Origin of the sequence: Nocardiopsis sp. CNS-639, from assembly GCF_000381685.1 — a bacterium.
GTDB classification, from domain to species: Bacteria; Actinomycetota; Actinomycetes; order Streptosporangiales; family Streptosporangiaceae; genus Nocardiopsis; species Nocardiopsis dassonvillei.
Genome location: NZ_KB906859.1, coordinates 238,459 through 262,666 on the forward strand (window position 1 = coordinate 238,459; position 24,208 = coordinate 262,666).

The 24,208-nt window shown below is 73.2% G+C and carries 18 protein-coding genes and 1 riboswitch; of the genes, 12 read left to right on the forward strand and 6 right to left on the reverse strand.

Going from position 1 to position 24,208, the window contains the following annotated elements; all coding sequences use genetic code 11:
• Window positions 1-186: 186 nt before the first annotated feature.
• The 9 genes from G011_RS0112160 to ligD all read left to right on the forward strand — a co-directional run bounded on the left by G011_RS0112160 (window position 187) and on the right by ligD (window position 13,196).
• Window positions 187-2,883 (forward strand): transglycosylase domain-containing protein, encoded by a 2,697-nt coding sequence (locus tag G011_RS0112160; protein WP_026338234.1) that lies wholly within the window; start codon window positions 187-189, stop codon window positions 2,881-2,883.
• 62 nt (window positions 2,884-2,945) lie between these two features.
• A riboswitch (TPP riboswitch) is annotated at window positions 2,946-3,053 on the forward strand.
• 108 nt (window positions 3,054-3,161) lie between these two features.
• Complete coding sequence (locus tag G011_RS0112165; protein WP_019608698.1) at window positions 3,162-3,779, forward strand: ECF transporter S component; 618 nt, start codon at window positions 3,162-3,164, stop codon at window positions 3,777-3,779.
• A gap of 2 nt (window positions 3,780-3,781) precedes the next feature.
• On the forward strand, window positions 3,782-5,413 hold the full coding sequence (locus G011_RS0112170; protein ID WP_026338235.1) for an ABC transporter ATP-binding protein: 1,632 nt from the start codon (window positions 3,782-3,784) through the stop codon (window positions 5,411-5,413).
• Between the two features lie 265 nt (window positions 5,414-5,678).
• A complete protein-coding gene (locus tag G011_RS0112175; protein WP_019608700.1) occupies window positions 5,679-6,455 on the forward strand; it encodes an energy-coupling factor transporter transmembrane protein EcfT in 777 nt (258 codons plus the stop codon).
• Between the two features lie 57 nt (window positions 6,456-6,512).
• Window positions 6,513-7,301, forward strand: coding sequence for an enoyl-CoA hydratase/isomerase family protein (locus G011_RS0112180; protein WP_019608701.1), 789 nt, complete (start codon window positions 6,513-6,515; stop codon window positions 7,299-7,301).
• 408 nt (window positions 7,302-7,709) lie between these two features.
• Window positions 7,710-9,974, forward strand: a complete 2,265-nt coding sequence (locus G011_RS29760) for a protein kinase domain-containing protein (protein WP_081642955.1) — start codon at window positions 7,710-7,712, stop codon at window positions 9,972-9,974.
• A 460-nt stretch (window positions 9,975-10,434) separates the two neighbouring features.
• Window positions 10,435-11,214 carry an electron transfer flavoprotein subunit beta/FixA family protein gene (locus G011_RS0112190; RefSeq protein ID WP_036552590.1) on the forward strand — a complete coding sequence of 260 codons (780 nt, stop codon included), beginning with the start codon at window positions 10,435-10,437 and terminating at the stop codon, window positions 11,212-11,214.
• 34 nt (window positions 11,215-11,248) lie between these two features.
• A complete protein-coding gene (locus tag G011_RS0112195) occupies window positions 11,249-12,193 on the forward strand; it encodes an electron transfer flavoprotein subunit alpha/FixB family protein (RefSeq protein ID WP_019608703.1) in 945 nt (314 codons plus the stop codon).
• Between the two features lie 124 nt (window positions 12,194-12,317).
• Window positions 12,318-13,196, forward strand: coding sequence for a non-homologous end-joining DNA ligase (gene ligD, locus G011_RS0112200; RefSeq protein WP_019608704.1), 879 nt, complete (start codon window positions 12,318-12,320; stop codon window positions 13,194-13,196).
• Window positions 13,197-13,212: 16 nt separating this feature from the next.
• Here the strand turns inward: ligD and G011_RS29765 are convergent, their stop codons facing one another.
• The 3 genes from G011_RS29765 to G011_RS0112215 are packed head-to-tail and all read right to left on the reverse strand — an operon-like array spanning window position 13,213 to window position 15,759.
• Complete coding sequence (locus tag G011_RS29765) at window positions 13,213-13,713, reverse strand: hypothetical protein (RefSeq protein WP_036552592.1); 501 nt, start codon at window positions 13,711-13,713, stop codon at window positions 13,213-13,215.
• Window positions 13,714-13,727: 14 nt separating this feature from the next.
• Window positions 13,728-15,392 carry an alpha/beta hydrolase gene (locus G011_RS0112210; RefSeq protein WP_019608706.1) on the reverse strand — a complete coding sequence of 555 codons (1,665 nt, stop codon included), beginning with the start codon at window positions 15,390-15,392 and terminating at the stop codon, window positions 13,728-13,730.
• A 40-nt stretch (window positions 15,393-15,432) separates the two neighbouring features.
• Window positions 15,433-15,759 (reverse strand): hypothetical protein, encoded by a 327-nt coding sequence (locus G011_RS0112215; RefSeq protein ID WP_019608707.1) that lies wholly within the window; start codon window positions 15,757-15,759, stop codon window positions 15,433-15,435.
• 295 nt (window positions 15,760-16,054) lie between these two features.
• Here G011_RS0112215 and G011_RS0112220 point away from each other — a divergent pair, with 295 nt between their 5' ends.
• Together G011_RS0112220 and G011_RS0112225 are read left to right on the forward strand one after the other, a co-directional pair.
• Entirely contained in the window at window positions 16,055-17,320 is a 1,266-nt protein-coding gene (locus G011_RS0112220; protein WP_019608708.1) for a hemolysin family protein, read from the forward strand.
• A 126-nt stretch (window positions 17,321-17,446) separates the two neighbouring features.
• Window positions 17,447-18,931 carry an aldehyde dehydrogenase family protein gene (locus G011_RS0112225; protein WP_019608709.1) on the forward strand — a complete coding sequence of 495 codons (1,485 nt, stop codon included), beginning with the start codon at window positions 17,447-17,449 and terminating at the stop codon, window positions 18,929-18,931.
• A 138-nt stretch (window positions 18,932-19,069) separates the two neighbouring features.
• On the opposite strand, the gene G011_RS0112230 is transcribed toward G011_RS0112225, so the two are convergent.
• Together G011_RS0112230 and G011_RS0112235 are read right to left on the reverse strand one after the other, a co-directional pair.
• Window positions 19,070-19,828 carry a class I SAM-dependent methyltransferase gene (locus G011_RS0112230; protein WP_019608710.1) on the reverse strand — a complete coding sequence of 253 codons (759 nt, stop codon included), beginning with the start codon at window positions 19,826-19,828 and terminating at the stop codon, window positions 19,070-19,072.
• Window positions 19,825-20,598, reverse strand: coding sequence for a class I SAM-dependent methyltransferase (locus G011_RS0112235; RefSeq protein WP_019608711.1), 774 nt, complete (start codon window positions 20,596-20,598; stop codon window positions 19,825-19,827). Before G011_RS0112235 ends, G011_RS0112230 begins: the two co-directional genes overlap by 4 nt.
• 134 nt (window positions 20,599-20,732) lie before the next feature.
• On the opposite strand from G011_RS0112235, the gene G011_RS0112240 reads away from it, so the two are divergent.
• Window positions 20,733-22,793 carry a hypothetical protein gene (locus G011_RS0112240; protein ID WP_019608712.1) on the forward strand — a complete coding sequence of 687 codons (2,061 nt, stop codon included), beginning with the start codon at window positions 20,733-20,735 and terminating at the stop codon, window positions 22,791-22,793.
• Here G011_RS0112240 and G011_RS0112245 read toward each other — a convergent pair.
• Window positions 22,790-24,109 (reverse strand): acyltransferase, encoded by a 1,320-nt coding sequence (locus tag G011_RS0112245; RefSeq protein WP_019608713.1) that lies wholly within the window; start codon window positions 24,107-24,109, stop codon window positions 22,790-22,792. The genes G011_RS0112240 and G011_RS0112245 overlap by 4 nt on opposite strands.
• Between the last annotated feature and the right edge of the window lie 99 nt (window positions 24,110-24,208).

Here is a 24,208-nt window from a genome sequence, read left to right on the forward strand (position 1 = left end):
CGCCTGTTTCGTGGTGATTGACGAAATATGTTCGTTCTGCGGTGCTTTGCTTGGCATTGAGGAAGTTTTTCGCTGACGCGCCCGTTAACCCGGCCTGCCCTTTGCGTCCGCCCTGAGACCGTGGTCGATGGAGTTGCCTGCCCGCGCGTCCCGCGGGCGGGGCGGCACACGGCCGTAGGGGGCGACGTGACGGAGTCCAACCAGCGCCCGCCGCGTGGGCGGCGGCACGAGGCCCCGCGCCGGAACTGGCGCGGGGCCCTCTCCCGTGCGGTACCGGCCGCCGCGGGTCCGCGTGTGCGGCGGTGGGCCGAGGCCCTGCGCCGGAAGGTGTCGGAGCCGACCCCGGCGGGGGACCGCCGGGAGACGGTCCAGCGCCTGGCCGGAACCGGCGCGGTCGCCGGGCTGCTCACGGCGGCGCTGGTCATGCCCTGGGTCGGCGGCCTCGGCCTGGTGGCCAGGGACTCCGCGGCGGCCTTCATGGCCCTGCCCAGCGACCTGGCCGTGCCGCACCCCGCCGAGCGCGTGCTGCTGACCGACGTCGACGGGGAACCGATCGCCGAGGTCGCCGAGCGCGAGCGCGACGTGGTGCCGCTGGACGAGATCAGCCCCTGGGTGCCCGCCGCCCTCATGGCGATCGAGGACGACCGCTTCTACGAGCACGCCGGACTGGACCTGCGCGGCACGCTGCGCGCCGCCGTCCGCACCGTCCTGGGCAACACCCAGGGCGGGTCCACCATCACCCAGCAGTACGTGAAGAACCTCCTCATGGAACAGGCCGACACCGAGGAGGAGCTGGCGAGCGCCAACGCGCGCACCCTGACCCGCAAGGTGCTGGAGCTGCGCTACGCCGTCGAGCTGGAGGAGAAGCTCACCAAGGACGAGATCATGGAGGGCTACCTCAACCTCGCCTACTTCGGCCAGAACGCGTACGGCATCGAGGTAGCCGCCGAGCGCTACTTCTCCGTCCCGGCCTCCGAGCTCGACCCCGCTCAGGCCGCCACGATCGTGGCACTGGTGCGCGCGCCCTCGTACTACGACCCGCTCACCAACCCCGAGGCCTCCGTCGAGCGCCGCAACCTGGTGCTGGACCGGATGGCCGCCACCGGACACCTGGAGAGCGCGCAGGCGCGGGAGTACAAGAGCCGGGGCCTGGAGGTGGACGAGACCCCGCGAGCGGGCAGCTGCTTCAGCAGCGAGCAGCCCTTCTTCTGCGACTACGTCATGCGGTGGCTGGGCGGCTCCGACGCGCTCGCCGGGACCCAGGAGGAGCGCGACCGGATACTGGAGCGGGGCGGCATCACCGTGCGCACCACCCTGGACCTGGACATGCAGGAGGCCGCCGAGCAGGCGATCGAGCGCTACGTCCCCGCTGGCGACTCCCACAAGTTCGCCGCCGAGGTCCTCGTGGAGCCCGGTACCGGCCGGGTGCGGGTGATGGCCCAGAACATGCGCTACGGCTTCGACGACGAGCCGGGCACCACCTCGATCAACCTGTCCGTGGACCACGAGGACGGCGGGTCGCTGGGCTACCAGGCGGGTTCGACGTTCAAGCCGTTCACCCTGGCCGCCGCCCTGGACGCCGGGCTCAAGTACGACACCAGCTTCTCCTCGCCCGAGTCCACGACGGTGAGCGGCCTGGAGAACTGCGAGGGCGGCAGGATGGCGCCCTGGGACGTGCGCAACGCCGGGGAGAGCGACGGCGGCAGGCACAACATGATCAGCGGGACGAAGGGCTCGGTGAACACCTACTTCGCCCAGCTCCAGGAGCGCGTCGGCCTGTGCGAGACGGCGGAGATGGCCCAGAGCCTGGGCATCCACCGCGCGGACGGCGAGGACCTGCAGGTGTGGAGCTCCTTCACCCTGGGCGACCAGGAGGTCTCCCCGCTCACCATGGCCAGCGCCTACGCCGTCTTCGCCTCCCGGGGCACCTACTGCGAGCCGGTCCCCGTGGCCTCGGTCCTCTTCGAGGGCGAGGACGGCGAGGAGGTCGAGATGGGCACCGAGTGCGAGGAGGGCGCGCTGGACACCGAGGTCGCCGACGGCGTCAACCACCTGCTCCAGCAGACCTTCGAGGGCGGTACCGCCAACGGCCTGGAGATCGGACGCCCGGTGGCGGGCAAGACCGGCACCACCGACAGCGCGGCCTACGCGTGGTTCGCGGGCTACACCCCGAACCTGGCCGGGACCGTGGTGGTCGGCGACATCCGGGGCGGGGAGCAGCACACGCTCCAGGGCGTGACCATCGGCGACCGCTACTACGGCATCGTCTACGGGGCCACGCTGCCCGGCCCGATCTGGCAGGCCACCATGCGCGAGGCCGTGGCGGACCTGCCGAAGGAGGAGTTCGCCCCCTCGCCGAAGGTCTACGGCAAGGCCTCGGACAAGCCGTCGGGCGGCGGTGGCGACAACGGTGACAGTGACGACAGCGACACCGGTGGAGACGATGGAGGCACGGCTGGCGGTGACGGTGGCGTCGCGGCCGGTGGTGGTGGCGGAGGCGCTGGCGGTGGCGGCGGCGCCGGGGGTGACGATGGCTCGACCGGTGGCGGTGGCACCGGTGACGGCGGTGGGGGAGCCACCGGTGGTGGTGGCGGGGGTTCGACCGGCGGCGGTGGCGGTACCGGAGGCGGCGGGGGCTCGACCGGCGGCGGTGGAGGCACCGGTGACGGCGACGGCGGGGGTTCAACCGGTGGCGGCGGCGGTACCGGTGGAGGCGGCGGCGGTGGAGACGGCAGCGGTACCGGCGGAGGCGGCGGCGGTACCGGCGGAGGCGGCGGCGGTACCGGTGGCGGCGAGTCCCCGGGCGGGGACGGCGGCGCGCCCTGGGGCGGCGCGACCCCGGGACCGCAGGTGCCCGAGGGCGGCGCCAGTCCCGGGGGCTGAGGCCCCGACGTGCGCTGACGCGACCCGGGAACACCCCGGCGTTCCCCCTTGTTCATAATGGACGAAACCGACAGGGGAGCGCGCGAGCGCTGAGAGTGCGGCACCAGGCCGCAGACCCTTACACACCTGATCTGGGTCATGCCAGCGAAGGAAGTCGTAGGAACCGTCACCGGTGGCGTGCTCCCGCGCACCGGGGACGTCCCGGCGCGCACGGAACGCGTTCCGGCGCCGCTCTCGGCCGCACGGGCCCCTCGCATCCCCCGGCGAAGGGACACCATATGAAGAGGAACACCACCCCCCAGGGCGTCGGCTTCCGGCGCGACCTCCTCGGCCGACTGCGGAGCTGGCGCACCGTCGACATCGTCGTGGCCTCCGTGATCGGCGTCGCGGTCGGCGTGGTCTTCTGGCTCTGGAACATCGTCTGGTCGGTCACGACCCCGCTGTTCGTCGGCTTCCCGCCCGCGCAGGCCGTCGTCTACGGCATGTGGCTGATCTCCGGCGTACTGGGCGGCCTGATCATCCGCAAGCCCGGTGCGGCCCTGCTCACCGCCATCGCCGCCGCCTCGGTCTCGGCGCTCCTGGGCACCCAGTGGGGGATCATGGTCATCCTCGACGGCGCCCTCCAGGGCATCCTGCCCGAACTCGTCTTCCTCGCCTTCGGCTACCGCCGCTGGGGCATGGGCGTGGCCGTCCTCGCGGCGGCGGTCGCGGGCGTCTCCCCCGCCATCCGCGACAACCTCGCCTACAACGTGACCTGGCCGCTGTCCTACCAGGTCACCTACGGCGTCATCGTGGTGGTCAGCGCCGCCCTCATCGCGGGCGTGGGCTCCCGCCTGCTCACCACCGCCCTGGCCCGCTCCGGGGCGCTGGCCCCCTTCCCGTCCGCGAGGGGCTGACCGTGGCCTCCGTGAACGGGCGCCGGACGGCGGCAGGGGGCCCCGGCGCGCGCGTGGAGCTCTCCGGCTGGGGCTGGCGGCACTCGGGCCGCGGGTCCCACGCGCTGCGCGGCGTGGACCTGGTGATCGAGCCGGGCGAGCGCGTGCTGCTGCTGGGCGCCTCCGGCGCGGGCAAGTCCACCCTGCTGCACTCACTGGCCGGTCTGACCGGTGAGGACGCCGCCATCAGCGGCGACCACGAGGGCACCCTGCTCCTGGACGGCGAGCCCGCCGACCGGAGCCGGGGCTCGGTCGGCCTGGTCAGCCAGGACCCCGAGACGCAGCTGGTGATGGCGCGCGCGGGCGACGACGTCGCCTTCGGCCCGGAGAACCTGGGCGTGGCCCCCGACCTCATCTGGCCCCGGGTCCACGAGGCACTGGAGGCCGTGGGCTTCCCGTACGGACCGCGCCACCCCACCGGGGCGCTGTCGGGCGGTGAGAAGCAGCGCCTGGTGATCGCCGGGGCCCTGGCGATGCGCCCCCGCCTGCTGCTGCTGGACGAGCCTACCGCCAACCTCGACCCCGCCGGGGCCGCGCTGGTGCGCGGCGTGCTGGCCCGCCTGCTCGCCGAGACCGAGGCGACCCTGGTGCTGGTCGAGCACCGCGTGGCCGACGTCGTGGACCTGGTGGACCGGGTCGTGGTCGTGGCGCCCGGCGGCGGGGTCGTCGCCGACGGGCCGCCGGGAACGGTGTTCGCCGAGCACGGGCGCTCGCTGGCCGCGCAGGGCGTGTGGGTACCCGGGCACGAGCCCGCGCCCGTCCTCGAGCCCGCGCCGGGCGGGGAGCCCCTGCTGGAGGCCGTGGGCGTCACGGCGCGCACCCCGAGCCAGCTCGGCGTGCGCGCGGCGCCCCGGCGCACGGTGTTCGAGGGGGTGGACGCCACCGTCCGAGCCGGAACCGCGACCGCCCTGACCGGCCCCAACGGCGCGGGCAAGTCCACGCTGCTGACCCTGCTCGCCGGACTGTCCAGGCCCCACCGGGGGGCGGTGCTGCCGCGCGGGCCGCTGGCCGGGGCCGACCCGCGCCCGCTCGTGCGCTGGCCCGCCCGCAGGCTGGCCCGGCACGTGGGCACGGTCTTCCAGCACGCCGAGGACCAGTTCGTCACCGCCACCGTGCGCGACGAGCTGCGCTTCGCCCCGCTGCGCGCCGGGATGGGCGAGGCCGAGACCGAGGCCTGGGTGGGCGAGCTGATGGAGCGCCTGCGCCTGTCCGCGCTGGCCGACGTGCACCCCTACACGCTCTCGGGCGGGGAGAAGCGGCGGCTTTCGGTGGCCACGGCGCTCAGCTCGGGCCCCGCGCACGCGCCCGACGCGCTCGTCCTCGACGAGCCCACCTTCGGCCAGGACACCCGGACCTGGACCGAACTCGTGGAGCTGCTCGCCACCCTGCGGTCCGCGGGCCGCGCGGTGGTCATGGCCACCCACGACGACCTGCTGTTGCGCAGTCTGGCCGACGCGCGGGTGCGCGTGGCCGGGGGCCGGGCCGTCCAGGAGGCCGCCGCACCGGACGCGGGCGCCGGGGCGGAGCCGCCCGGCCCGCCGGAGCCGACCGGGCCCGCGGGGCACGCGGCGGCGGGAAGGGGGAGCCGTGGCTGACCGGAGGCTGTCGGACACATCCGGGAAGGGGACCCGTACGCCGGACGGGATCCGGGAGACGGACGAGGTCCGTCGTGCACCGGGCGAGGTTCGTGCACCGGAGGGGGTGCGAGAACAGGACGAGGTCGGCGCCTCGGCCGGGGTCCGGGGATCTGGCGGGGTTCGTGTGTCGGAGGCGATCCGGGAAGCGGATGAGGTCCGTGTGCTGGAAGGGGTTCGAGAACAGGGCGAGGCCGGTGTCCCGGCTGGGGCCCGGGGGACTGGCGTGGCCAGCGCCCCGGCAGGGGACGCGCTCACCCTGGAGGCCCCCGAGGACGGCGGGGCGCGCTTCTGGCTGGTCGGGCTCAACCCGGCGGCCAAACTGCTCGCCGCCCTGCTGCTGGGCGTGGGACTGGTCCCGGCCGTGGACGCCGTCACCGGCGGAACCGTGCTGGCGGGCGTCCTGCTGCTCCTGCCGTTCAGCGGGATCGACCGGCGCACCCTGCTCGTCCTGGGCGGGCCCTTCCTGCTCATGGGACTCTCCAGCGGACTGGTCAACTACCTGTACGGGGAGCACGGCGCGGAGGGCGCGCTGGGCGCCGCGGTGCGCCTGCTGGCCATCGCCCTGCCCGGACTGCTCGCCGCCGTGAGCAGCGACCCCACGGAGACCGCCGACGGCCTGGTGCAGCGGCTCCGGGTCCCCGAGCGGCCCGCCATGGGCGTGCTGGCGGCGCTGCGGCTCGTCCCGCTGCTCGCCGACCAGTGGCGCACGATCACGCTGGCGCGGAGGGCGCGCGGCCTGGAGGCCGGGCGCAACCCGGTCAGGGCGGTCACGCTGTTCTTCGGCCGCCTGTTCGCCCTGCTGGTGCGCTCCATCCGCACCGGGACGCTGCTGGCCGCGGCGATGGACGCGCGCGCCTTCGGGACCGGGCCGCGCACCCGAGCCCGGGAGAGCCGCTGGCGGACCGCGGACACGCTGCTGCTGGCGGGGGCCGCCCTGCTCCTGGCGGCGGCCTACACCCTGTCCGCTCGGCTGGGCACCCTGGTGCTGCTCTTCTCCTGAACCGGGTGGTAAGCAGTTCGGAGACAGTGACGTCCGAGTAGTGAGGGGCAGTGGACCGTGGGCGAGTTCGTGCGTGTGGAGACCGATCCGGACCACCCGGCCGTGGCCGTGATCCGGCTGGACAGGCCGAAGGTGAACGCGCTCAACGCCGCGCTCACCGCGGAGATCGCCGAGGCCGCGACCCGGGTCGCCAAGGACCCGGACGTGCGCGCCGTGGTCGTCTACGGCGGCGAGCGGGTGTTCGTCGCGGGCGCCGACATCAAGGAGATGGCCGACCTCACCGCCGCGCGGATGCTGGGCTACGCGCGCGACCTCCAAAGCGCCCTGAACCTGGTGGCCCGCATCCCCAAGCCGGTCGTGGCGGCGGTCACCGGGTACGCGCTCGGCGGCGGCCTGGAGCTGGCCCTGGCCGCGGACTTCCGCGTGGCGGGGGCCGGGGCCAGGCTGGGCGTGCCCGAGATCCAGCTCGGCGTCATCCCCGGCGCGGGCGGGACCCAGCGCCTGCCCCGCCTGATCGGTCCCTCCCGGGCCAAGGAGATGATCTTCAGCGGCCGCCACGTGAAGGCGGACGAGGCCCGGGAGATCGGTCTGGTGGACCAGGTCGTCCCGGACGAGGAGGTCTACCGGGCCGCCGTGGCGCTGGTCGCCCGGTACGCCGAGGGACCGGCCGTCGCGCTGGCCGCGGCCAAGGAGGCGGTGGACCGGGGCCTGGAGACGGACCTGGACACCGGTCTGGAGATCGAGCGCCTGCACTTCGCGGGTCTGTTCTCGACCGAGGACCAGAAGGACGGCATGCGCAGCTTCGTCGAGCAGGGACCCGGCAAGGCCGTTTTCAAGGGGCGCTGAGGAGGCGCCGCGCAGAGCTGATCGGGCACCGGAACAGCAGGTCGGGGCGGCGGCACGCGGTGCCGTGCCGTCCGCTCCGCCGCCGTTTCGGTGGATTCGAGAACTTTTCGCCCCGCTCGTTGGATCGAACGGTGTCACGGGGGGTTCGGCCGAACGTCCGCATCCGGCCGGTCCGGACGGGAGGGAGGGAACCGCCCACGCCAGTTTTCCGTCATACTCGTGAGGGTCGCCCCCGGACGGACGCGCCGCCTGAACCCCGGACGCCCGGCGGTGCGGAAGCGACCACACGGGCCCGAGACGGGACGAACAAGCCAATGGTGACCCATCCCCCGGCCGTTAAGCTGGACGCGGTGGTATGTGGTCTTTTGAGGGGATGAGTTCTCGATGGCAATGTCGGCAGGTTTCCCCATGGGTGAGGAGCTGCCGGAGCGCATCGGCCACTACGTCATCCGCCGCCGCATCGGGCAGGGCGGCATGGGCGTGGTGTACCAGGCCGAGGACCCCCGGACCGAGCAGTTCGTCGCGGTGAAGGTCCTCAAGCCGGAGGTCGCGGGCGACCAGATCGCCCGGGCCCGCCTCGCCCGCGAGGTCGAGACCATGCGCCGCGTGCACAGCCCCAACGTGGCCGAGGTCATCGAAGCCGACACCCAGGCCGAGCTGCCGTGGGTGGTCACCGAGCACATCCCCGGCCCGACCCTGGACGCCACGGTCACCAACCACGGCCCGCTGCGCGGCCGGGCCCTGACCCGCTTCGTCACCGGCATGGCCCGCGCGATCCGCGACATCCACGCGGTGGACGTGATCCACCGCGACCTCAAGCCCGGCAACGTGATCATCTCCAACGGCGAGCCGATCGTCATCGACTTCGGCATCGCGCACGCGGTGGACGGCGCCAAGCTGACCCAGACCGGCACGTTCGTGGGCACGCCCAGCTACCTGTCCCCGGAGGTCATCGAGGGCACCGACCTGGGTCCGGCCACCGACATCCACGCCTGGGGCGGCACCGTCGCCTTCGCCTCCACCGGCCGCCCGCCCTACGGCGCGGGCACCTTCGAGGTCATCTTCTTCCGCATCCTCAACGGCGAGATCGACATGGACGGGATGCACGAGGCGCTGCGGCCGCTGGTCAACCGCGCCGTCTCCCGCGACATGCGCAGCCGCCCCACGGCGGAGGAACTGCTGGAGGAGGCCAGCCGCCTCAACCTCGACCTGCCCTGGACCGAGGACGCGGGAGGCCGTCCCAGCGGGCTCACCGGCAGCCACACCGTGTACCACCCGACCACGGCCGGGGGCACGGGGGAGGAGCCGGGCAGCGGCGGTCCGGGCGGCGCCGCCGCTGCGGGCGCGGCCGGAGCCGCGCTCGGCGGTGCGGCGGGCTACCTGGCCGGTCGCGCGGCCCAGGGAGACCAGGGCTGGGGTCCCCCGCACACGGGCGGCGGCCCCGCCTCCAGCGCCTGGTCCCCGTCCGGGGACCCCGCGCGCCCGGCCTCCGCCGCGCACTCCGGCGGTCTGCTCGACGACCCCGGGTCCACCGACGACCTCTCGGGCGCGGCGAACGGCCGCCGCGCCGGCGACCCGGAGTCCACCGACGACCTCTCGGGCGCCCGGCGCGGCTGGGGCGACGAGGACGACGGGCTCCCGGGCACCGAGCGCATCGCCCCGCGCGACGCCGAGGACCCGGACGACCCGCAGGGAACGATGCGGATCAGCCCGGTCCGCGACGAACCGGACGACGCGCTGGGCACGCGGCACATCCAGCCCGACGAGTTCTCCCGCGAGGACCCGCAGGGCACGATGATGATGGACCCGGTGGACCGCGACGGGTACGCCCGGCGCCCCGTCGACGAGCGCGAGGACGAGGGCTACCAGGCCCCGCACACGCAGTTCTTCAACACCCCGCTGCACAAGGGCGACTTCGCCGACATCCTCACCCCGGTGGACGACGGCCGGGGCAGCAACCAGACGCAGGAGTTCGACGAGGACGGGTACGAGGAGCGGCGCGGCGGCCTGCTGGGCCGGTTCCGGCGCGGCGGCAACGACCGGGTGAGCGACTACTTCCAGGACGACTCCGACGAGGAGGGCGAGGAGTACGAGGAGCGGTCGTGGCGGATGCACCCGCTGACGATCCTGCCCATGCTGGTCTCCGTGGCCGGTGTGTCGCTGCTCTTCCCCTGGTTCGGGCTGATCCTGGGCGTCGTGCTCATCGCCGCGCTGGGCGCCCTGGACGTGGTCAAGGCCGAGCACGCCCGCCGCCTCCAGACGCGCGGCCCGCGCAGCTCCGACAACATGGTGGTGGCGCTCAGCTTCCCGTGGGCCTTCGGGCGCATGGCGCTGCGCACGCTCGGCTTCGGGCTGGTCTACCTGCTGGCGGGCATCCTGGTCGGCATGATCTACGCGCGGATCGCGGACGTGCCGGGTCAGGGCGCCAACTACACCGGCGCCTTCGCGATCTTCGTGATGATCCTGCTCAGCTACGTCATGCCGAGCGGGCGCGAGGCGCGGCACCAGGCGGTGTGGCTGGTGCGCCGGGTCCACTACCGCAACCTCTACGTCTACGTCGGCGTGTGCATCGGCCTCGTGCTGCTGACCATGCTCATCCTGTCGTTCGGCCTGTCGGCGGCCCCGGACTGGGTGCCGATCGGCGGTCCCTCGGACTGGTTCAACGGACAGTGACCCCCGCCCGGCGGCCGTACGGCTCGCCGGGCACCGCGAAGGCCCCGGGCCCCGGCCCGGGGCCTTCGGCGTCCCCGCCGGGCGGGGGAGGCCCCCGCCTGTTACCGGTGGTGTGACCGGTTCCGGCGGGATCGGCGGCGACTAGGGTGGGAGCGGGAGGCGGGCGCCCACGACCGGTGTCCGGCGCCGGCGGTCCGACCCGGGTCGGAGCATCAGCGGCGGACCGGCGGTACAGCGGTGGTTAGGGTTGCCTCAGTCACACCGGGGGCCAGGGGTTGGCCTCCAAGCTACTAGCCAGTAACATCTGGGCTATGAGCACATCGCGGGACCTGCCTGGACGTGAAGGCGGCCCCGCCGTCGGATGACCGAACGGCATTCGGCATTGTTGGCAGTAGGGGGCGCGCCAGCGTCCGGCCGCCGCACGGCGGATCATGGAGTGCAGGGAGGTCGGCCACCGGCCATGAATATTGTCGTTTTGGTCAAGCAGGTCCCGGACACGGCGACCGAACGGAAGCTCAACCCCGATGACAAGACGCTGGACCGCGCCGCGTCCGACGGTGTCATCAACGAGCTCGACGAGTACGCGATCGAAGAGGCGCTCCAGCTCAAGGAGAAGCACGGCGGCGAGGTCACCATCCTGACGATGGGACCGGACCAGGCCACGGACTCCATCCGCAAGGCCCTGTCGATGGGCGCGGACAAGGCCGTCTTCGTCAACGACGACGCCCTCCACGGCTCGGACTCGCTCCAGACCGCCTACGCCCTCGCGCAGGCCCTGGGCACCATCGAGTTCGACGTGGTCGTCCTGGGCTCGGAGTCCACCGACGCGCGCACCGGCGTGGTCGGGGCCGCGCTCGCCGAGTACCTCGGCCTGCCGCAGCTCACGTTCGCCCGCAAGGTCGACATCGACGGCAGCACCATCAGGATCCAGCGCCAGACCGACTACGGCTACGACCTCGTCGAGGCCCAGCTCCCGGCGGTCGTCTCCGTGGTCGAGAAGATCAACGAGCCGCGCTACCCGTCCTTCAAGCTCATCATGCAGGCGAAGAAGAAGCCGGTGGACAAGAAGTCCGCCGCCGACGCGGGCATCGACACGGCCAGGGTGGGTCTGGCCAACGCCACCACGGAGACCGTCGACTTCGACGCCGCGCCGCCGCGCGCCGCGGGCACGGTGGTCAAGGACGAGGGCGACGGCGCCGCGAAGATCGCCGAGTTCCTCGTCGAGAAGAAGTTCGTCTAGGTCGAACGAGAGACTCAGGGAAGGTTCAAGGGATATGGCTGAGGTCCTCGTCCTCGTCGACCACGTCGACGGACAGGTCAAGAAGGTCACCACCGAGCTGCTGACCGCCGCCCGCCGCATCGGCGAGCCCGCGGCCGTGTGGATCGGTGACGGCGCCGAGTCGGGCAGGGCCGTCCTGGCCGAGTACGGCGCCGAGAAGGTCTACGTGGCTTCGGCCGAGCTGAACGACCACGTCGTGGCCCCCAAGGCCGAGCTGCTCGCCAAGCTCGCCCAGGACAAGGGCGCCGCCGCCGTCCTGGTCTCGGCCACCGCCGAGAACAAGGAGATCGCGGGCCGCACCGCGGTCAAGCTGGGCTCGGGCGTGCTCACCGACGTCGTGGACGTCAACGCCGAGGTCGTCGCCGAGCACAGCGTCTTCGGCGGCACCACCATCACCCACGCCCGCGTGCGCACCGGCGTGCCGGTCGTCGCGGTCCGCCCGAACTCCGTCCCGGCCGAGGCCGCCTCCGGCGCCGCCGCCGAGGAGCAGGTGTCGGTGGAGGTCTCCGACGCCGCGAAGACGGCCAAGGTCGTCGAGCGCGTCCACGAGGAGCAGGGCGAGCGTCCCGAGCTCACCGAGGCCGCCATCGTGGTCTCCGGCGGGCGCGGCGTGGGCTCCGACGACTTCTCGGTCGTGGAGAATCTGGCCGACTCGCTGGGCGCGGCCGTGGGCGCCTCCCGCGCCGCCGTCGACTCCGGCTGGTACCCGAACCAGTTCCAGGTCGGCCAGACCGGTAAGACGGTCAGCCCGAACCTGTACGTGGCCCTGGGCATCTCCGGCGCGATCCAGCACCGCGCGGGCATGCAGACCGCCAAGAACATCGTGGCGATCAACAAGGACCCCGAGGCCCCGATCTTCGAGCTGGCCGACTTCGGCGTCGTGGGCGACCTGCACGCGGTCACCCCGCAGCTGACCGAGGAGATCAACAAGCGCAAGTAGCAGCGCGCTTCGACACGCGAACGCCCGGCCGGGGACCTCACCGGCCGGGCGTTCGCGTGCCCGGGGGCCGTTTCCGGGACCGCCGCCCGGGTAGGCGGGCCGCACGGCGGCGAACGGGGAGGCCATGGCGACGGAGACCGCGAAGGTGCGCGCGGGACGGCGGGTGGTGGAGGTGCGCAGACCCGGCAAGCCGCTGTTCGGCGAGGGCGGGGCGACCAAGGAGGACCTGGCGCGGTACCACGCCCGGATCGCCCCCCTGATGCTGCCGCACGTGCGCGACCGGCCGGTGGCCCTGGCGAGGTTCCCCGACGGTATCGACGCGCAGGGGTTCTTCGTCAAGCACCCGTCGGTTCCGGACTGGGTGGCCACCGTGGAGACCAGCGGCGGCCGGATGATGCTGTGCCAGGACGCGGCCGCGCTGGTCTGGTGCGCCGACCAGGCGGCGGTCACCCTGCACGCCTGGCAGTCCCGGCAGCCGAACCTGGGCCTGCCCGACCGGATGGTGATCGACCTCGACCCCGCCGGGGACGGCCCGGAGGACTTCGCCGCCTGCCGCGCCGCGGCGCGGGACGTGCGGGAGGTGCTCGACGGCCTGGGCCTGGCCGCCTACGTGATGACCAGCGGCTCCCGGGGGCTGCACGTGCGCTCGCCGCTGCGGCCCGAGGCCGACGACCAGGAGGTCCGCGTGCTGGCGGAGGCGGTCGCGGACCGGGTGGCGGCCCGGCGGCCGGACGAGCTGACCACCGAGGTGCGCAAGGCCGCGCGCGGGGACCGGTTGTTCGTGGACTACCTGCGCAACGGCCGCGAACAGCTCGCGGTGGTGCCGTACTCGGTGCGGGCCAGGCCGGGCGCGCCCATCGCGGCACCCCTGACCTGGGAGGACCTGGAGAAGGTGGAGACTGCCCGGGACCTCACGATCGACCTGGAGCGCGAGGAGTGCCCGTTCGCGGGGATGGGCGGGCACGCCCGTTCCCCGCGCCGGGCCCTGGAGCGCCTGGGCTGAGACTCGCCGGAGGGCGTCAGGAGTCCGGGGCGCCCTCGGGCCAGACGCAGGGGGACGAGGCGCCGATGGAGAGGTGTCCCTCGACGCTGGCTTGGACCGACATCCTGAATGCGTCCTCCTGGTTCTCCACGGAGACGAACACGTCGTCCGGGCGGGAGTCGGTCAGCACGCGGTAGCCGTTGGCGGCCCAGTACTCGGTCAGGAGGTCGATGTTGGCCTCGTTGTCCTCGACGGGCAGGCCGTCCAACCAGTAGGAACGGCCCACCGTGACGCGGCCCTCGGGTCCGCCGTCGGTGGGGTCATCGCAAGCGGCGACGTTGACCCCGCCCACCGGTTGAAGTTCCAGGGTCTCGGGCAGCACGTTCACCGCTTTGTCGATGTGCTCCTGGACGTTCTCCGCTGCCTCGTCCTGGTTCATGGTCTCTCCCCCTCCGGTCTCCTCCGGTGCGTTGGAACCGCAACCGGCCACCACCCCCGTGAGAACGGCGGCGCACACCCAGTGTCGTGCTCGGCTCATCAGGTAGATCGTCCCTACTCTCGTCCCGCGATGACGGAGCCCATGTGCCTCAGCGAACTCGTGTTCTCGTCGAAGTACTCCGAATGGGCGTCACCGAGGGGCCACGTGCCGCCCTCACTGCCAGGGTCGGACTCGAACACGTTCGCTCCGAATTCCGGATCGGTCGGGTCCATGCCGTGCGTGAGGCCCGTCAAGTTGGTGATGCCGTCGTTCTCCGCCGTTGAGACGTGCACGTCCTCGGCGGGAAGATTCAGGTCGGTCACGTGGTCGGCGTTGGTTCCGGGGCTGCCCACGAGTATCACTTCGTCCGTGTCGAGCCCGGCGTCGCTCTGCGCGGTGTGCCCGACCACCGTGGAACCGTAACTGTGGCCTATGACGGTGTTGTGGGACGGCGGTCCCTGGTGGGTGGAGCGCAGTCCGTCCTGGAAACTGCTCAGCTCGCTGACCGCGTCCTCCGCCCGTCCTTCGAAGGCCGCCTCGGGAACGTTGGGGGCGTCGTAGCCGATCCAGCTGATGACGGAGTGGTCCTCGTCGCGGCTGACCCGGTTCGCGGAGTCCGCCAATGCGTCCGCGCGTCCCATCTGGTCGTTGATGCTCTCCCAGGTCGTCGTGGTGCCCGGCACCAGGGTCGCCACGTTGTCGGCGGTGTCGGGGTTGCCGTTGGCCACGATCGCCCGTCCGTCGCCCTCGGTGTCCAGAGCCAGCAGGTACCTGTCAGCGCTTTCGTCCTCCAGGCTCTCCCGCAGCTCCTTCAGCTCCTGGAGTTGGCTGTCGAGCGTGTCGTCGTTCGCCATGGCCAGAGCGATCGCGTCGGACCCGTTGCTGCCCCGGGCGGCCGCCTCCCCGATCTCCTCGTCCCGTTCGGCGATCTCCTCCTCGAACCGCTCGATCTCGTCGTCGAGATGGTCGCGGTTCAGCCGGTCGCGCACGGCCGCCGGGATGCCGTCGAGCTCGCGCAGGAGCTCGGGATGGTCCCGCACGGCCTGCTCCTGCTCCTCCTCGGTCATCGAGGTCCACCACAGGTTGACGACGGACGGGTGCTCGTCACCGCTCAGTTCGTCCGGGACCATGCCGGGGACCGCGTCACCGAAGTAGGTCAGCTGGCTGCCGGTGAGCAGGGACGACTCGACCAGGCGTTCCAGGGACTCCTGGCTCGGGCCGTCGCGCAGGTCCCTCTCGGTCTGCTCGGCCTGCTCCATCAGGGTTTCCCAGTGTCCGGAGTGCTCGGAGAGCAGTTCCTCGCGCAGGCTCTCCAGCTGGGCGACCTTCATCCCCTCACGGGTTCCCTCACCGAGGATGGAACCGCTCCCCTCGGAGGCGCCGACGGCCGCTTCGGCGTCGGCCTTCTCCTCCTCCCAGCGGGTCTCCAGCTTGGCGCGCTCGGCACGGTAGGTCTCGATGTCGAGCCCCCACTGGCGCAGGACCGCCGCGCCGTAGGTCAGGGAGGCGGCGGCCTCCTGCCAGGAGGACAGTTCCTGGGAGGAGCTGGAGACGATGTTCCAGGCGACGAGGTCGGTGAACTCTCCGGCGGAGGACCGGAACCGGCTGTGGGTGCCCTCGGACTGGCCGAGCATGTTCTGGCGAACGGTGTCGAGCTGGTCGGCGCCCGACTCGATGGCGCCGACGTCGGCGTCGATGTCCTCGGGCAGGCCGAGGGACATGGAGGAGAGGTCGCTCACGGCAGGGGTCTCCGCGGTCGGTGGGGACGGGGGACAGGGATCAGAAGTTGATCCGGATGTCGAGGGACTCCAGGCCCTCCTGGTACTCCTCGGCGTTCTCGTGGTCGGTGTCGGTGATGGCCAGGTCAGCGCCCTGCACGTTCTGCGCGAGGTTGATGCCGTTCTGGGCGACCCTCCGGATGTGCTCCATGGTGTCGAGGTCGTAGTCGTCCAGACCGCCCGTCACGTGCTCGGACACGGCTCCCGTCAGGCCTTCGACGGCTGCCTCGAAGTCGGTGCCGAGGAAGACCATCGCCTCGGCCAGGGCTTCGGCCTCCTGGGCCTCGGACATGGCGTCGACGGGGTTGACGCCGGTCGAACCGGACACGGGAACTCCAGAGGGTGAAAGAGGGGTATCGGAGAGGAAGGTTACAACAGGTGCGTAAGAGCCTCCTGGAGGGGGCGACCGCCCTTCGCGGTGACCCCTGTGCGTTCCTACCTGCGGTAACAGCGCTGAAATGAACGAGAGGCCATTCGGACTCGTCTTTGTCCGCATGTGGTCAGGCCGTGCCGCGGGCGGGGCCCGGGCGGTGCGTGGACCACGGCCCCTGGTGGTGTGGCCCCCGGGTTTCGGGGAAGGAATCCCAGCTCCAGACACCGACAGTCGACCGCGGGGGAGTCCCATGGAGGGCATCGGGGCCCAGATCGGCCTCGTCCTGGTCCTGGTCGTGGTGAACGCCGTGTTCGCGGGCAGCGAGATCGCCCTGATCACGCTGCGGGAGGGGCAGATCAGGCGGCTGGAGGAGCGCGGCCCGGGCGGGCGCGCGGTGGCCCGGCTGGCCCGCGACCCCAACCGGTTCCTGGCCACCATCCAGATCGGCATCACCCTCGCGGGCTTCCTCGCCTCCGCCACCGCCGCCGTCTCCCTGGCCCGCCCGCTGGTGGAGCCGCTGGGCTTCCTCGGCTCCTACGCGGCCCCGGTGTCGGTCGTTCTGGTCACCGTCGTGCTCACCTTCGTCACCCTGGTCCTGGGCGAACTCGCTCCCAAGCGCATCGCCATGCAGCGCGCCGAGCCCTGGGCACTGCTCGTGGCCCGCCCGCTCAACGCGCTGGCGCTGCTCTCGCGCCCCGCGATCTGGCTGCTCAGCGCCTCCACCGACCTGGTCGTCCGGCTCGGCGGGGTCGACCCGCACGGCGCCAGGGAGGAGGCCACCGAGGAGGAGCTGCGCGACATGATCGAGGCCCAGGGCCAGATGACCCCCGAACAGCGCACCATCCTCTCCGGGGCCTTCGACATCACCGGGCGGACGCTGCGCCAGGTCCTGGTCCCGCGCCCCGACGTGGACACCGTCCCGGCCGACCTGCCCGCGCGCGAGGCGGCCCTGCTCCTGGCCGAGCACGGCCACTCGCGCGCCCCGGTGGTCGGCCGGGACGACGTGGACGACGTCGTCGGCGTGGTGCACTGGTCCGACCTCCTGCGGGGCGAGGGCACGGCCCGGGAGCTGGCCCGCGAACCGCTGCTGCTGCCCGACTCGCTGACGGTCTCCGCCGCCCTGCACCGGCTCACCGTCGAACGCCAGCAGCTGGCCGTCGTGATCGGTGAGAGCGGCGAGGTCAGCGGCATCGTGAGCCTGGAGGACCTGCTGGAGGAGGTCGTCGGCGAGATCTACGACGAGACCGACACCGACGAGCGCGCCCCCGCCCGGCTGGACGGCGGCGCCCTGCGCCTGCCCGGCGTGTACCCCGTCCACGAGTTGGAGGACCTCGGCGTCGTCCTCACCGACCGGCCCCGGGGCAGTTACGTGACCGTCGCCGGGATGGTCCTGGTCCTGCTCGGCCACATCCCCGACGAGCCCGGGGAGAGCGTGGACCTGGGCGGCTGGACGGCCACGGTCACCGAGGCCGACGGCCGCGTCGTCAGCGAACTCCTGCTCACCCCCGCCCGCTGAGGACACCGGGCGACAAGGGCGGTCGCGGAGTCGCTGAACAGTTGGCCAAGAGGCGGCAAGTCCCGTTGCCCGCGCCCCGGGCAGGGGCGACCGTGGCACCAGTGACGCCGAAGCAGGGGAGGGCCGATGCACGCGGATCGCAGGCCGGACGCCTACACGGGACTGGACCGGATGCCGATCGGGGACCAGTGGCGGCACGGGTCGTCCGGGAGCGTCGTCCAGGACGTGGACCCCTACGACGACACGGTCCTGACCGAGTTCCGCCTGGCCGACGAGGGCGACGTGGACCTGGCCTACCGCGAGGCGCAGCGGGCGTGGCCGGGCTGGGCCGCGACCCCCGCCGCCGAGCGCGCCGAGGTCTTCGTCCGCGCCCTGCGCGTCCTGGACGCGCGCCGCGAGGAGATCGTCGACTGGCTGGTCCACGAGGCCGGGGCGATCCGCGAGCGCGCCGAGTTCGAGTGGGGGCTGGTGCGCAGCGGCATGGTCGAGGTGATCTCCTACCCCACGCGGGTCATGGGCCGGATCCTGCCCGGCATCACCCCGGGCAAGGAGAACCGCGTCTACCGCGAACCCCTCGGCGTGGTCACGGTGATCAGCCCGTGGAACTTCCCGTTCCAGCTCTCCCACCGCTCCCTCGCGCCCGCCGTCGCCCTCGGCAACACCGTGGTCCTCAAACCCGCCGAGAACACCCCGGTCACGGGCGGGCTGCTGCTCGCCCGGATCTACGAGGAGGCCGGGCTGCCGCCCGGGGTGGTCAACGTGGTCGTCGGCAGGGGCGGCGAGATCGGTGACGCCCTGGCCACCCACGAGCTCTGCCGGATGATCTCGTTCACCGGCTCCACCGAGGTCGGCCGCCACATCGCCCGGCAGGCCCCGCTCACCAGGCGCGCGCTCGAACTGGGCGGCAACGGGCCGCTGGTGGTGCTGGAGGACGCCGACCTCGACCTGGCCGCGGACGCCGCCGTGTTCGGCTCCTACTACCACCAGGGCCAGATCTGCATGGCCACGAACCGGGTCGTGGCCACCGCCGCCGTCCACGACGAGCTGGTCGAGCGGATGCTCGTGCGCGCCCGGGCGCTGCGGGTGGGCGACCCCTCCGACCCCGCCACCCGGATCGGCCCCGTCATCGACGACGAGCACTGCGCGGGCGTGCGGGACGTGGTGGAGCGCTCCGTCGAGCAGGGCGCACGGCTCCTGCTGTCCGGCGAACCGACCGGACCGGCGGGCAGGGTCCTGCCGCCCCACCTGCTGCTGGCCGACAACAGCGCGCCGAGCGCGGCCGAGGAGGTGTTCGGCCCGGTGGCCACGGTCATCCGCGCCGAGGGGGAGGAGGACGCGCTGCGCATCGCCAACGACACCGAGTACGGGCTGTCCAGCGCGGTGTACACCCGCGACGCCGAGCGGGGGGTGCGCTTCGCCCGCCGCCTGAGGGTAGGCATGACGCACGTCAACGACTCCACGCTCAACGACGAGGCCAACACCGCCTTCGGCGGCGAGAACCACTCCGGGATCGGCCGGTTCGGCGGCGAGTGGGCGATGGAGGAGTTCACCGCCGACCACTGGGTCAGCCTCCAGCACACGCGCCGCAGGATGCCGTTCGGCCTGGAGTGAGCGGGCCCGGACCCCCGGCTTCCTTCGCCGCGACCCCGTGCCCGTGGCGGGTTCCGACCGTCCTGCCCCGCCATGGGTACGGGACCGTCGCGGGTCGGAGCCTCATCCGCCCCACCGGCCAGGACCCGGGCCCGCCGGTCAGCGCCTGCGCAGGACCAGCAGCAGGTTCCAGGTGACGACCTCGCGCAGCAGCGGCACCCGCACGACCGGCCTGGCCCATCCGGGCAGGTAGCGGGGGCGCACGTCCACCACGTCCACGTCGGTGCGCCCGCGCGTCCAGCGCAGCATCTCCCCGGCGTGCGCGGCGTACATGGTGCGGCCGAAGTCGTTCTTGGGCCGACGGCCGTGGCGCCGCGCGAACCTCTCCGCCGCGTACGCGCCGCCCAGGTAGTGCCACGGCGAGGTCTCGTGCCCGCCCCACGGGGACAGCCACAGCGTGTACGACAGGTACACCAGCCCTCCCGGCCTGGTCACCCGCACCATCTCGTCGGCCATCCGCGTCCGGTCCGGCACGTGCTCCAGCACGTTGGAGGAGAAGCACACGTCCACCGAACCGCTGCGCAGCGGCAGGTCCAGGGCGCTGCCCTGGACGCCGTACGCGTCGGCGTCGCGCCCGTGCAGCGTCATCTCGTGGGCGTCGGCGTCCACGCACAGGCAGCGGGCCCCGGCCGCCCTCAGCTCGTCGGCGAAGTAGCCCGGGCCGCCGCCCACGTCCACCACGAGCCTGCCGTCCAGGGGCGTGTAGGAGCGCAGCTGGGCGACGGTGTCGCGGGCGAGCGTGCCGTAGAAGAACGCCGGGTCGGTCTGCTCCCTGCGGAAGGCGGTGAACAGCCGCACCGACCGGCCCAGGGTGGCGCGGAAGGGGACGGTGCCCTCGTCGGCGGCGTTCGCGGTCACGTGCCCGCCTCCAGCACCACGAAGTGGCGCAGGTGGCGCCAGTGGTCGCCGCCCCAGTACTCGTCGGAGGCGGCGATCCGGCCGCCCGGGACCAGCTCGGCGATCCGCTCGGTGCGCAGTGTGTGCATCCGCATCGGCGCCGGGTAGCGCAGCAGCACCCGCTGGGCGAGGGCCACCAGCGGCCACGGCGCGTACCGGAACACCAGCCCCTTGAAGGTGCGCCGCTCGGACTCGGGCACGCCCAGCACCATGGCCCCGCCGGGGCGCAGCACCCGCGCGAACTCGCGCACGTAGCCCTCGGCCAGGGCGGGCGGCAGGTGCTGGAGGACCAGGTCGGTGTAGACCAGGTCGAAGGAGGCGTCCCCGAACACCGACAGGTCCGGGCGCTCGTTCAGCACGAACTCGATCCGCCCCCCGGAGCGGTCCAGGCGGCGGGCCTCCTCCAGCATCGGTGCGGAGATGTCCACCCCCACGACCTCGGGGAAGTGCGCGGCCAGGGCGTTGGACAGCCGTCCCGCGCCGCACCCGAAGTCCAGCACCCGGCCTCCCTCGGGGCGGATGCCCAGCTCCTCCAGGCGGGCGACGGACGGGTCGATGTCGGCCCGTCCGGAGGCGAGGAACTCGTCGTCGTCCCAGCCGCCGCCCCTCTTGGCGGGGTCCACGCACACCGCCCACAGGGGTTCGGTGGAACCCAGCCGCGTCCAGTCGCGGCGGACCTGTTCGAGCCCCACCCGCATCACCTCCACGGTGCTCGCGACCCGCCGGAACACGGCACCTGGATCGTGTTCCTGTTCCGGGCATCCAGGCCGGGAAGGCCTGCGACAAGGGTCCAGGGAAAAAGTGGAACGTGTTGTATTCTGGCACCCCTTCTCCGGATCGGCCAACTACGGCGGGAGAGATGCCGATGCCGCCTGTTCCCCCCACCGCGCGCGGGCACGACGGTCCGGGCGCCGAAGCCGCGCGGCCCGGCCCGGTCGGGGCACCCAGGGTACGCCGCCCCGCTGAGGAACCCCCCGGGAAGGGCCCCGGCCCCGGTGGAACGGTCCGCGCCGCGTGGGCTGCCGCCCGCCGCCTGGCCCGCGACCGGCTGGTCCTCGTGGGGTTGGTGGTGGTGCTGGGGGCCGTGGGGCTGCGGGCCTACGTGCTGGGCGAGTCCTACTTCGTGGAGGACGACTACCTCTTCTTCGCCAACGCCCACGCCAGCGACCTGGGGCCGGACTACCTGCTCACCCTGCACAAGGGCCACCTGATGCCCGGGGCGCTGTTCCTCGTCTACCTCCAGACCGCCCTGTGGCCCTACGAGTGGTGGGTCAGCGCGGGCACCATGCTCGCCCTCCAGGCCGCCGCGCTCGTGGGGTTCCTGCGCCTGGTGTGGGAGCTGTTCGGCCGCCGCTGGGCGCTGCTCGTCCCGCTGACCGTGTACGCGCTGGCCCCGCTGACCGTGCCCGTGCTGGGCTGGTGGTCGGCGGCGCTCAACGCGGTCCCCCTTCAGCTGGCCCTGGTGCTCGCCGTGCTGTGGACCGTGCGCTACCTGCGCACGGACGACCACCGCCTGGCCTGGCGGGCGGGCGGCGCGGTCGCGTTCGGCATGCTGTTCACGGTCAAGGCGATGTTCCTGCCACCGGTGCTGTTCGCCGTGGCCGTCGCCCACCTCTACCCCGGCGGGCTCATCGCCGGGGCCCGGCGGGCGTGGGCCCTGCACCGCCCGTTCTGGACGGCGATGGGCGCGCTGCTGGCCGCCTACGCGGTGTTCTACCTGGTGCGGATGCGCGCGGCCGGGGGCGGGGAGGGCGCGGGCGTGCCCCAGAGCGAGCCCGCCCTGACGATGCTGCGCGGACTGCTCACCGAGGTGTTCCCGGTCGGCGCCCTGGGCGGACCCCTGGAGTGGGGTCCGGTCACCCCGACCGGTGGCCTGGTCGACGTGCCGGGCGTGACCGTGCTGGCCGCCTGGGCGGTCTTCGCCGTGATCGTGCTGGTCAGCCTGCGGATGCGGCGCGGGGCGTGGCGGGCCTGGGTGCTGCTGCTTGCCTACCTGGTGGTCGTGGACGTCATCCCGACGATCATCGCGCGCGGCCGGTTCCAGGACGTGGCCGCCGCCGATCCCCGGTACGTGGCGGACGCGGCGCTGGTGTTCGCCCTGTGCCTGGCCCTGGCCTACCTGCCCACCAGGGAGGAGCGGGCGCGCGCCCTGGTCGGCGGCGCCTCGCCGGCCCCGGAGGGCGGGGAGCCCTACCGCGTGCGGCCCCGGCGCGCCGCCCGGGTCGCGGCCGCGCTGGCGACGGCGGTGTACGCGGTGGCGGCGGGCTACTCCACCCACGCCTACGCGCAGACACTGAGCGGCGACCGCCTCCAGTGGTACCTGGACACGGTGCGCACGGCGCTGGCGGACGTCCCGGAGGAGGGCGGCCTGTACGCGCGCCCTGTCCCCGAGGACGTGGTCCTGGAGTGGAACGGCCAGCGCCGCCTGAGCTCGTGGGTGCTGCCGCCGCTGGCGTCGGACGACGTGGCCGAGCGGATGGCCGTGCCCGAGGCGGCCGCCACCGCGTACGTGTTCAACGACGCCGGGTTCCTGGTCCCGGCGCGGCCCTCCGACGACAGCGACATGTTCGCACCCGGGCCCGCGGACGAGTGCCTGGAGCCCTGGGAGGGGCTGGTGTCCTGGCCGGTGGAGGCGCACGGCGGCGTCGCCCAGGTCGTCACGCTCGGCTACACGGCCGAGGAGGACGTCGGCGTGGTGGTGGCGCTGGGCGACGACTGGATCGAGGTCGAGCTGCCCGCCGCGGAGGAGAACGGCACCTGGTACGTGCCCGCGGGCGCCCCCGGCGAGCAGCTGTCGGTGTTCGTGCCCGAAGGCCCCGAGGACCGGGGCGGGCTGTGCCTGAACTGGGTGTCGGTGGGCGGCATGGCGCCGACGGTGGAGGGCAACCCGTGGGCGCCCGAGGAGGACGACCGGGCCGGGGGCTAGGCGGAGGACCGTCCGCGGGAGAGGCGGTGGGACCACCGGCGGCTGGGCTCCTCCACCCACCGGTGGCTCGCGGCGGCCAGCAGCACGGTCCCGATCGTCACCGGCACCGCGTCCAGCCAGAACGACCCGGTGAAGATCTCCTGGCCGGTGAAGTCGCGCCACAGGTAGAGCACCATGAACTGCCACAGGAACACGCCGTAGGAGATCCGCCCCAGGAACTGGCACACCCTGTGCCGCAGCAGCGAGTCCAGCCACCGGCCCCCGCGCCAGGCCCGCGCCTCCCGCAGCGGGAGGGCGGGCCCCGACGGGCGCGGAGCCAGCGCGCACGGGGCGATCAGGAAGAACGCGAACCCGATCCCGGCCAGCGAGTCCACGGCCGAGGTCCAGATGTCGCCGGAGCCGATGAAGCGGCCGCCGGAGGCCTCGGTGGCCTTCAGGGCGAAGAACCCGCCCGCGACCAGCCAGCACACCCCGGGAGAGGAGCTCAGGGTCCGGCACAGGCGGCGCACCGGGCCGTCGGCGCCGGGTTCGCGCCAGGCCCACTCCGAGAGCACGGCCAGCGCCATGCCGGCGGCGAACAGGCCCGCCGCACGGGGCAGCCAGGCGTGCATGTACTCGCGGGGCTCGGGATAGAACTGCGGGACCAGCGCGGCCAGGCCCAGCAGCGCCATGACCCCCAGGCCCGCGAGCAGCCGCCGGCCCCGGGCGTCCACGCTCCGGCCGCCGCGCGCCCACAGGGCCAGGACCAGCCCGAACAGCGGGAGCAGCAGGTAGAAGCTGACCTCCACCGACAGGCTCCACATCTGGCCGAGGCCGTAGGGGCCGGTGCCCACCCACGGCGGGTCGGTGTTGAAGGGGAAGGTGAGGGTCAGGACCTCCCACCAGTACCGGAGCGAGCCGAGTTCGTCCCGGGAGTAGACGAGCAGCGCCGTCACGGCCACCAGCCAGTAGGCGGGCAGGACGCGCACGGCGCGGCGCCACAGGTAGGGGCGGGCGCGCGGCCCGCGCACCCCGTCCAGGGCCGCGCGGGCCCAGGGGCGGTACAGCAGCACGCCCGAGAGCGCGAAGAACAGCGGCACGGCCACGTCGAAGGCGGACAGCAGGCCGCCCAGCACCCCCGGCGCCAGGGAGTCGCCGGTCTCGGTGGCCACGTGGAACACCAGGACCATCAGGGCGGCCACGGCGCGGACACCGTCGAGGGACTCGTGGCGGCCGTCGACCTGCGGCAGCACCAGCGAGGGGTCGGGGGTGCGCGCGCTGGCGAAGTGGGCACCGGCGGCGGGGTCCCCGGGCGCGGAGGAGGAGGTGGGCGCCATGGGCCTTCCCGGACTGGGTGGAGGGAGGAACGAGTAACACTAGAACGCGTTATAAAAATTTCGACACGCCCTGGTGACGTCGTTCGCTACTGGGCAGTA